Raw genomic sequence first — 9,973 nt, forward strand, 5'->3', positions numbered from 1 at the left:
CAAAAAGCGGATCTGATCCTCTGCCTGTGTGGAGAGTTCTTTGATTTCCTGTTTGGAATATCCTGCCATATCCTGCGCCTTCAAAACATTGGGAGCGAGTAGATATGATAAGACAATGAAGAAAAATAATGACTTATTTCTGATCATAGATATATCTTAACAATGTCTCTTTGTCACCGTTACTTAATTTTACCAGATTACCGATCAACCAGCCTGTATTGAATCCTGGCCTATTGAACTGATTCAATTCAAAATACCAGTTATTGATTTGGAAAAAGTGGAACTTCACATCACTGATGGTTTCAAAACGGATATTTCCCCTTTTCATTTCATACAAAAACAAGGTAAGATAATCTGGCTGATACTCTTTTGGAGTGAAAGCTTCCGGCGTATCCGAATCTTGAAAAGCCTTTCTCAAATTCATAAAACCCAATTCATGACTCAACGGATGAAGAAAGCCTTTGGCATCTCCCTCAGGTTTGTTGAAAATATCCTTGAATGGCTGAAAGATAACTTTGTCAATGACCCATTCATAACCGAGGCCTTCTGGTTGTATTTTCAGAAAAAGTGTGACATTCTCACGCTTTCCCCTATACGAAAAAAAGGCTTCAACCTCTGCAAACCAACCTTCCCTGTGAAAGTTGATATACTGAGGCATGTTTTCAGAAAGTACTTCTCGCATAAACTCGCTTTTGAGTTCATTGGTAATCCCTGAAGTCTCATTATCAAATAGAATACTGATAAACTTTCCCCTCAACTCCCTGTCTCTGTACAAGGGGTCCTCACTGTAATAACGCTTACTACCGTCCACACTTTCTTCAGCATTGAACCTTCTAAAAAATTGATTTACCTGTTTGGTTGATGCGGCAAATCTCCCATCATCTTTAGGGGAGCCGGGACTGTATAAACCTTGTCCCGGCGCCATTTCTAAAGATAAAACCAATACTAGTACTGATAATATTAATTTTCTCATGCGGAGGTTTCAGTCACGCGGATATCTCCTAACATCACATCCCAGAACTCGATAGTCCTACCGGCAATCTGTGTTTGTTTTTTCTCCACGTAAATAGTAATGTCTTTTTTGGTGGTGTCTCGATAATTCAGACCGGATTCCAAAGAGGTTCCTTCAAACCTTTGGTAAACAGTCACTACCCCAACATAACGGCCATCTGGCTGCCTTTCCAAATCAGAAATGTAATGGATATCATACCAAGTGATATTAACCCTATCATAGTTCAAAGCCATCAGTCTTTCAAAATACCTTCTGACTTTGTAATAGGCAATTTCCTTCCTGTTCAAAGAAGAAACACCCATTTCTGCACCCGGAGCAAAAAGCTCTTCAGCACGGTCCATCACACGATTGGCCTCGGAAAACTGGGTTTCTTTGCTACCAATGATACTGATATATTTACTCAAATCCTTTACCTTTTCCAGGGCAAGGGAATCAATAGCCTGCTTTCTGGCAGGGCTGATGTTGTCTGATTGTGCGACAGATACTGCTGCTGTAGCAAAAAACAACAACAGGAATAATGGAATATATTTTTTCATGATTTGTAAGTTTTCTGCTGATTACTTTTTACGACGAAGTTCTAATTCAGACACCCTGCCATTTCCATCAAGCCTAATATCACTGATAAAATTCAGGTTCTTTTTGGTGTCCTTTAAATAATTCAGGTATTTTTCAATAGTAGTGGGCTCGTCATAATCCTTGATTCCATTTTCTTCATGGATTACAATCAAAACCGGTGTCTGCTGATTGGAAAACATACCCATTGCTTCGCCGATTGTTCGGTTGGCAGCATCTACATTGGATGATTGTGCAACACTGTTGAAATAATTTTCAAGTTTACCTACCGCTACTTCTTCCGCTGATGGTTGAGGCGCCGGTGCCGGGGCCGGGGCTGGGGCTGGCTGTTCTACAGGTGCAGGCTCAGGTGCTGCCGCCACTTTCTTTTTACTCTTACAGGCTCCCATGGCCAACAAACCAAAAAGAGCGAGTGTAAGCATTGCACTTACAGGTGATTGGATGGTTCTTCTTTTCATTTTTCGTTTTAGTAATTGATTTTTCTGACCAAATCCTTTTGAAACAAAAAGCATTCCATAGAGGTCTTTTCTTTTGTTTTTTTATTTTTTTTAACAAAAAAAACTTATTGCCTTTAGGTTTCGTCAATGGATTAATTGCGCAAAGGTATAGGAAAATTACAATACCTTGTATACGGTATTTTCTATCAAATTAAAATTAATTTTTAGAATAAAAAAGGCTGTGAAGAAATTCCCCACAGCCTCTATATTTATTCCAGATGAAAATCAATTAAAAAGCTCCTTGAGTTTGTTTTCCAATGAAGGCCCTCTAAGGTCTTTTGCAATTATTTTCCCCTCAGGATCAAGCAGATAAGTTGCTGGAATAGCATTGATCTGATAAATGGCAGCCGCTTCTGAATTAAAATATTTGAGATCAGATACATGTGTCCATGTCAACTCATCATCTGCGATGGCTTTGACCCAAGCATCATGGGTTCTGTCCAAAGAAACTCCAAAAACTTCAAATCCCCGGTCATTGTACTGATTATATAGCCTGACCACATTGGGATTTTCTTCTCTACAGGGCCTGCACCAAGCCGCCCAAAAATCAATCAACACATAATTCCCCCTTAAATCAGAGAGATTTACCAGGTTCCCATCCGGATCAGGGAGGGAAATTTCAGGAGCCTCCTGCCCTACTGACAAGGCCCGCATTTCATCCATGCGCAATTTTAGGTTTTGAACGGTTTGGAAATCGGGGTACTTTTCACTCAGTTCAGTGACCAATTCATCCATGAAAATAAAATCTTTCTTAGGATTCACCATAGAAAGTGCCCCCAAAGCAGCAAAACTGCCATCCATAGTGCCTACCAATGATTTCATCTTTTCACCATACTCCTCTTCCAAACCCATGGCATTTACTTGTATTTCCCTGATTTTTTCCTGATCACGGGAACTCATGGCTTCAAAATATTCATCGTTCAACATATTGATCACTGCCTGATATTCATTCATGAGCCCCTGAACCTGCTGTAAGTAGATGGAATCGTCCGATCCTTTGATTTCCAAGCTGTCATCATCCGCAAAATCATGTACTATCTCTACATCCTGATCGTAAAGCGCCAACCTGACTTCTTTACGGTCCATCATATTGAGTACATAAAATCCTGGACCATCCAAACTCAGCTGGTATTCAAATTTTCCGTTGGCTCCAACTTCTATTTCTGCAATATTCTCAGCACGCTCATCCTGAATGGCCGCCAGGACAATCTTGCCGTCCGGAACATTCGTCAATTGCCCGGAAATGGTTACTGTCCCATCAAAAATCCTTTGGTTACTTTGCCCACAGGCAAATACACCAAGGGCCAACAAAAAGAATAATAATTTGCTCATTAACTGTTTCATATCAATTTTCCAATAGTTCTGTCAATAATTTGGTGGCAACCTTAGGATCTGCCTTTCCTTGGGATTTTTTCATTACCTGCCCCATAAACATGCCCATCAGTCCCTTTTTTCCTGATTTGTATTCGGCTACTTTTGCAGGATTATCAGCCAGTACACTTTCAACCAATGGCTTGATACTGCCCTCATCACTTTCCTGAATTAAATTCAGTTCCTGGGCAATCTGTAGAGGTGATTTGTCCGGATTTTCCAACATGACCGGATAAATTTTCTGGGAAGCAACGGAAAAGTTGACCTTCCCATCGTCTATAAGTGCAATCAATGAAGCCAATGCAGTCGCACTGATCGGGAAATCAGATATATGCAGGGTAAGTTCATTTAAATAGGATTTCACCGGACCCATCATCCAGTTGGAGGCTGCCTTATAATTGGAAGTAAGTCCGCATAAAGTCTCAAAATAAAGCGCAATCTCCTTGCTGTCAGTCAATACCCCAGCATCATATTCGGGAAGCCCAAATTCATGGACAAACTTGTGATGTAACTCTCTTGGAAGGGAAGGCATCGCTGCCCGCACACTTTCCAGCCACTCCTCAGAAACAATCACAGGGCTAAGGTCAGGCTCTGGAAAATATCGGTAATCATTGAGATCCTCCTTGGTCCTCATTCCCGAAGTACTGCCTGTTGTAGCATCGAAAGTCCTCGTTTCAGAGATGATTTCGATACCCTGCTCCACAAGTGCAATCTGCCGTTCAAATTCATGCTCAATTGCTCTGGCCACATTCCTGAATGAGTTCATGTTTTTAACCTCTACTTTCTTACCATATTCCGGTGCCCCATGAAGTCTAACTGATATATTGGCATCACAACGAAGGGAGCCCTCTTCCATATTTCCGTCACAAATATCCAAATAACGGACAAGTTTTTTGATTTCTACCAAATAAGCATACGCCTCTTCGGAGGAACGGATGTCTGGCTCTGACACAATCTCAATCAAAGGTACGCCCGCACGGTTGAAGTCAACCAAAGTATCTACCTCTCCTGCCAGGTGCATGGATTTACCTGCATCCTCCTCCATATGGATCCTTGTCAGTGCAATGGATTTCTTGCTTCCATCAGGTAAGGTAACCGGGACTTCACCGCCCACACAGATAGGATCCTTGTCCTGCGTTATCTGATATCCTTTGGGAAGGTCAGGATAAAAATAGTTCTTCCTGGCAAAAATATTGTTTCTGGTAATCGTCGAATTACAGGCAATGCCCATTTTAATGGCAAATTCCACGGCCTTGCGGTTAACCTTAGGCAATGTCCCCGGATGTCCCAAAGTAATGACAGAAATATGGGTATTGGGAAGATTTCCGTATTCAGTGGAATCCGAAGTATACATTTTGCTCTGCGTAAGCAGCTGGGCATGTACTTCCAAGCCTACTACCAACTCATATTTATCTTTAATTTCTGCTGAAAGCATGTCTGTTTCATTAATATACTGATACTTCAAAAATGGAAGCAAATTCATGTAAAACCAAATTTGCTACCTGATATTCTACGATTGGCTGCCAAATAGCACCTGTGCTTTTGCTATAACGTCAGGCAGTCCAGAGAGGTTTTTTCCTCCGGCAGTAGCAAAGAAGGGCTGACCTCCACCTCCACCCTGAATGGATTTGGCCAATTCACGCACTGTGTTGCCAGCATCCAAACCCTTTGACGCAACCAATTCTTCGCTGATCACCACTGCAATTTGTGGCTTGCCCTCTATATCTGCGGCGAGAACCGCCAATACATCGGCCACTTCATGCTTCAATTCGAAAGCCAACTTTTTCAGGGCATCCGCAGATGGCAGTTTTACCTGCTCGATGATCAGATTGACACCATTGACCAACTGGGCTTTCCCCATCAAGCCATTTTTCAAGGAAGCAGCCTCCTTAAGATGCAAGCCTTCGATTTCCTTTTTAAGAACATTGCGCTCCTGTAAAAGGGCTTCCAGTGATTTCTTAAGATCCCTGGGGTTTTTCAAAATCTCCTGGATTTCACGGATAAGCTGTAACTGCCCATTGATATAATCCTCAGCAGCCTTGGCTGTGATGGCCTCGATCCTTCTGACCCCGGCGGAAATAGATCCTTCCGAGACAATTTTAAACAAACCGATATTTCCCGTAGCAGGCACATGGGTGCCTCCACAAAGTTCTACAGAAAAGTTTTTATCAAAAGTGATCACCCTCACAAAATCCCCATACTTTTCTCCAAAAAGGGCTGTAGCACCCTGTTTTTTGGCTTCCTCAATGGGCACATTGCGCTGCTCTCCCAGGGCAATGTTCTCCCTGATTTTGGCATTAACAATTTGCTCTACATTTTCAATTTCCTCCTCTGTCATCTTGGCAAAATGGGAAAAATCAAAACGCAGCATCTCTTCATTCACCAAGGAACCTTTCTGCTGTACATGATCACCCAAAACCTGCTTCAGAGCAGCATGCAAGAGGTGGGTGGCACTGTGGTTGTTCATGGACAACCTGCGCTTTTGTTCATTCACCTGTGCAGCAAAAACAACTTTGAAATCTGAAGGCAAGCGGTCAACAAAATGGACGATAAGGTCATTTTCTTTTTTGGTATCCAAAACCTGAATACGTTCTGCATCACTCTGAAGCCAGCCTTTATCCCCTACTTGCCCCCCACTTTCTGCATAAAAAGGCGTGCGATCCAATACCAATTGGTAGCGATCCCCTTTCTTATCCTTGATCTGTCTGTATTTGATAATGCGGCTCTGGCTTTGCAGGTAATCATAGCCCACAAATTCCACAGCCTCATCTTCATTGACCATTATCCAGTCCCCTGTTTCCTGTTCAGCCGCCGCCCTGGACCTGTTTTTCTGAATTTCCATCTCTGAGGCAAAACCTGATTCATCAACGGAAAGTCCGTTTTCTCTGGCAATAAGAGAGGTCAGATCAAGTGGAAAGCCGAAAGTATCATAAAGTTCAAAGGCCACTTTGCCTTCAATTACTGTCCTGCCTGTCTTGCCCATCTCCTCTTTGATCTGCTCCAACTTTTTCAACCCATTGTCCAATGTCCGTAAAAAAGAGGCTTCTTCTTCCATGATTACTTTGGAAATGAAATCTTCCTGCTGTGCAACCTCAGGGAAAATATCTCCAAAGTTTTGCGATAATAAGGGCATCAGCTCAAAGAGAAAAGGCTTTTGAAAATCGAGGAAAGTATAACCGTACCTTACTGCCCTTCTCAAAATTCTACGGATGACGTACCCCGCCTTGTTATTGGATGGCAACTGCCCATCTGCAATCGTAAAAGCAATGGCCCTGATGTGATCGACAATCACACGCATGGCAATATCTGTTTTTTCATCACCTCCATAGGCCTTGCCGGATTTCTTTTCCAGTTCCTGGATAAAAGGCATGAAGATATCCGTATCGTAATTGGAAGATTTCTGCTGAATGGCCCTGACCAATCGCTCGAAACCCATACCAGTATCCACATGCTTGGCAGGCAACTCTTTAAGACTGCCATCGGCAAGCCTATTGTACTGCATAAAAACCAAATTCCAGATTTCGATTACCTGGGGATGGTCATTGTTGACCAAGTCATAACCATTTTCCCGAATGCGTTCCTCATCCGTCCTGAGGTCTATGTGAATTTCCGAACAAGGGCCACAAGGGCCCGTATCCCCCATCTCCCAAAAATTATCTTTTTTACTGCCAAAAAGTATGCGCTCTTCTGGAACAATGCCTTTCCATATTTCAAAGGCTTCCGTGTCTTTATCAAGTTGGTCTCCGGTATCTCCACCAAAAACCGATACATACAACCTGTCCTTTGGCAAACCATACACAGAGGTGAGCAATTCCCAGGCCCATTCTATGGCCTCTTTTTTAAAATAGTCCCCAAAAGACCAATTGCCCAACATTTCAAACATGGTGTGGTGGTAAGTGTCCACGCCCACTTCTTCCAAGTCATTGTGCTTTCCGGAAACACGCAGGCACTTCTGACTGTTGGCTGTACGGGTAAACTTGGGGACTTCATTGCCCAGAAAAAAATCTTTGAACTGATTCATTCCTGCATTGGTAAACATCAGTGTAGGGTCATTTTTCACCACAATTGGTGAAGAAGGTACATAATGATGTTGCTTTGATTGAAAAAACTCAATAAAAGTTTTTCTGATTTTTCTTGCTTCCATGTAAGCTTTTGACTATGTTCGGATTCAATTGTTTTATAATTATATTTGCAAACTTCTAAAGTTGATCACCCTAGCCCCATTGGGCTACAAAATTAGAAGAATTAACCTTTTAAATAGTAATGAGTAGAATAAAATATTACTACGACCCAAAGACATGTAAGTATGAAAGGTATGTCCGTAGCAATTGGGACATTGCGCTTAACGCCCTAGGCTTTCTTTCTATTTCGTCTATTTTAGCCATTGTTTTTATTATTGGCTATTACTCCTATTTTGATAATCCCAAAGAACTCATGCTCCAAAAAGAAAACAAGGAGCTAAAGTTTTACTATGAATTTCTAGAGGAAGAAGTAGGAAAAATGAACCAGATGCTGGCAGACCTGCAGCATCGAGATGACAACCTTTACCGGATTATTTTTGAAACCGAGCCAGTGGCCAAGGAAATCAGGCAGGCCGGTATCGGTGGATCAGACAGGTACCGGGCAATCCGGGAAAAAGGTATCAATCAGGAACAATTGATCATTTCCCTGCACAGCAAGGTTGACGCACTGAAAAGGCAGCTTTATGTGCAATCGGTGAGTTACGATGAGGTTACTGAACTTGCCCTTAAAAAAGAAGAATACTGGGCTTCGATTCCCGCCATACAACCCATTTTGAATGAAAATCTCAACTTATTGGCTTCCGGTTTTGGAATGCGCATCCATCCTATTCTTAAGGTGAGAAAAATGCACCAAGGAGTTGATTTCGCAGCACCAAAAGGCACTCCCATTTATGCCACCGGGGATGGGGTAGTCACAGTAGTCAAAACTATTTTCGGAGGTTATGGTAAGTATGTGGAAATCGATCATGGGTTTGGTTTTGTTACCAGATACGCCCACATGAATGATTTTGCAGTCAAAAGAGGACAAAAAGTCAAAAGAGGAGATCAGATTGGAACAGTAGGCAACACCGGTTCATCTACAGGACCCCATGTACATTATGAGGTGATTAAGGACGGAAGGTTCGTCAATCCGGTCAATTATTTCTTCAAAGACCTTTCTCCAGAGGAGTACGATATGATCCTGGAACTGGCTTCCAAGGAAAACCAATCGCTTTCTTAATGATTGGAATAATAAACATTCAGTAAAACCATAAAGGCCATATCTGCAGATATGGCCTTTTTTGTTGTTGTCCCGTGGTTGTGCCGCCGGACTCTTGGTGATTGAGCTTTCAGCTCATTTTTTTCCCGAAGAGGTCATAAGGGTTTTCACAATGGATCCAAAAAAAAGATTGATCAAATACCCATTCAAATATATCTGGATCATTTACCTGTGTCCATCCTCATTCATCCCACATTGCGGGACAAGGTCCGTGGTTAAATTTAAAAAGCGAAGCTTTTCAACCACTTGTCCTGTTTAATTCAACTCCTTCCGGAGTTGGGCGGACTGGGGGCTTACAATAGCCTCAACCACCAGGTTTTACCCGGGGTAAATAACCTTCGGTATTGGACGCTTATGGCGTCCTGACCCCTATACAGGGCTAACGCCCCAAACTTTCCAAGCTTTAACATCCTTAATTCTACATTCTACAAGTCACCGCTTTGAGAAAATATAATAAACCTTTGTCTCTACCCAATCTTCTTTTGAAAAGTCATACCACCTTTGATTTAACACCAGTTGAACGGGGCTGTTTTTTCCTTGATTGATAATCAATAGATCCACCACAATACCATCGTAAAATTGATTAGGAGACTCAAATTGAGGGGGAAATCTGTTCCAGTCTAACACGACAGCTCCATTCTCGTTCAAATCAAACCTTCTGGCATTCTGATAATATTCAACAATAATTTCATCATTATACACCTGATGATAAGGAAGCCTCATCACAACCTGAGAGAAATCAACAGACCAATCTTCCGGTCTGGAGAGTTTCAAAAAAATAATGCCAGAATTTCTACCTAAAAAATTCCCCTTATCATACAATTGCTCCAGTAAATTCATGGAAGCCACCCCATCCCCTGTGATGTCTATGGCATCTTCAGCAAGAATAGATTGTGGAATGTATTCGCCATAAAAAGTTTCTATGTCTTCTTTTTCGGCACAAGAGATGAAAAAAAATCAAAAAAGCATCAATTTAAGATCCCTATTTTTCATCGTGCATGGTTTAGGCTATCTAAAACTAAGAAAAAGTTTAATTTTAAAAAACTAAAGTTCTTTTTTAACCCCAATATCCGCAAAGGTTCCGCAGAGGGCGCCAATCTTAATGATGAAAACTTCAACCTTACCAAGCACCCCATTCTTCACTTTTCATTCATCATTCTTCATCCTAATGCGATCCGGTTTCATATCGTCGGCGGTTATCGATCCATTATTTTACCCGAATCTTGCGCCGACTCTGGGA

At 41.9% G+C, this 9,973-nt stretch carries 8 protein-coding genes; 1 reads left to right on the plus strand and 7 read right to left on the minus strand.

The annotated features are described in order from the left end of the window. Nucleotides 1-133: 133 nt before the first annotated feature. From QZT73_RS16355 to alaS, 6 genes are all read right to left on the minus strand, one after another. On the minus strand, nt 134-973 hold the full coding sequence (locus QZT73_RS16355; RefSeq protein WP_291783445.1) for a hypothetical protein: 840 nt from the start codon (nt 971-973) through the stop codon (nt 134-136). Further along, on the minus strand, nt 970-1,548 hold the full coding sequence (locus QZT73_RS16360) for a hypothetical protein (protein WP_291783443.1): 579 nt from the start codon (nt 1,546-1,548) through the stop codon (nt 970-972). Before QZT73_RS16360 ends, QZT73_RS16355 begins: the two co-directional genes overlap by 4 nt. Nucleotides 1,549-1,569: 21 nt before the next feature. After that, nucleotides 1,570-2,043, minus strand: a complete 474-nt coding sequence (locus QZT73_RS16365; RefSeq protein ID WP_291783440.1) for a nucleoid-structuring protein H-NS — start codon at nt 2,041-2,043, stop codon at nt 1,570-1,572. 264 nt (nt 2,044-2,307) lie between these two features. Continuing rightward, nucleotides 2,308-3,414, minus strand: coding sequence for a TlpA disulfide reductase family protein (locus QZT73_RS16370; RefSeq protein WP_291783437.1), 1,107 nt, complete (start codon nt 3,412-3,414; stop codon nt 2,308-2,310). Between the two features lie 13 nt (nt 3,415-3,427). Continuing rightward, the gene (gene gatB, locus QZT73_RS16375; RefSeq protein ID WP_291783462.1) at nt 3,428-4,888 is read right to left on the minus strand and encodes an Asp-tRNA(Asn)/Glu-tRNA(Gln) amidotransferase subunit GatB; all 1,461 of its coding nucleotides are present in this window, start codon (nt 4,886-4,888) and stop codon (nt 3,428-3,430) included. A gap of 75 nt (nt 4,889-4,963) precedes the next feature. Further along, nucleotides 4,964-7,597: an alanine--tRNA ligase gene (gene alaS, locus QZT73_RS16380; RefSeq protein ID WP_291789311.1), complete on the minus strand. Its 2,634-nt coding sequence runs from the start codon at nt 7,595-7,597 to the stop codon at nt 4,964-4,966. A 119-nt stretch (nt 7,598-7,716) separates the two neighbouring features. On the opposite strand from alaS, the gene QZT73_RS16385 reads away from it, so the two are divergent. Continuing rightward, nucleotides 7,717-8,694 carry a M23 family metallopeptidase gene (locus tag QZT73_RS16385; RefSeq protein ID WP_291789313.1) on the plus strand — a complete coding sequence of 326 codons (978 nt, stop codon included), beginning with the start codon at nt 7,717-7,719 and terminating at the stop codon, nt 8,692-8,694. Nucleotides 8,695-9,165: 471 nt separating this feature from the next. Here the strand turns inward: QZT73_RS16385 and QZT73_RS16390 are convergent, their stop codons facing one another. Beyond that, nucleotides 9,166-9,573, minus strand: a complete 408-nt coding sequence (locus tag QZT73_RS16390) for a hypothetical protein (protein ID WP_291789315.1) — start codon at nt 9,571-9,573, stop codon at nt 9,166-9,168. Nucleotides 9,574-9,973: the final 400 nt, after the last annotated feature.

It is taken from the genome of Cecembia sp. (assembly GCF_007126775.1).
GTDB lineage: Bacteria > Bacteroidota > Bacteroidia > Cytophagales > Cyclobacteriaceae > Cecembia.

Excerpts from the sequence above, each read along its gene's own strand:
- QZT73_RS16355 (WP_291783445.1), bottom strand. The coding sequence starts at position 973 with ATGAGAAAATTAATATTATCAGTACTAGTATTGGTTTTATCTTTAGAA.
- QZT73_RS16360 (WP_291783443.1), bottom strand. The coding sequence starts at position 1,548 with ATGAAAAAATATATTCCATTATTCCTGTTGTTGTTTTTTGCTACAGCA.
- QZT73_RS16365 (WP_291783440.1), bottom strand. The coding sequence starts at position 2,043 with ATGAAAAGAAGAACCATCCAATCACCTGTAAGTGCAATGCTTACACTC.
- QZT73_RS16370 (WP_291783437.1), bottom strand. The coding sequence starts at position 3,414 with ATGAGCAAATTATTATTCTTTTTGTTGGCCCTTGGTGTATTTGCCTGT.
- gatB (WP_291783462.1), bottom strand. The coding sequence starts at position 4,888 with ATGCTTTCAGCAGAAATTAAAGATAAATATGAGTTGGTAGTAGGCTTG.
- alaS (WP_291789311.1), bottom strand. The coding sequence starts at position 7,597 with ATGGAAGCAAGAAAAATCAGAAAAACTTTTATTGAGTTTTTTCAATCA.
- QZT73_RS16385 (WP_291789313.1), top strand. The coding sequence starts at position 7,717 with ATGAGTAGAATAAAATATTACTACGACCCAAAGACATGTAAGTATGAA.
- QZT73_RS16390 (WP_291789315.1), bottom strand. The coding sequence starts at position 9,573 with ATGAATTTACTGGAGCAATTGTATGATAAGGGGAATTTTTTAGGTAGA.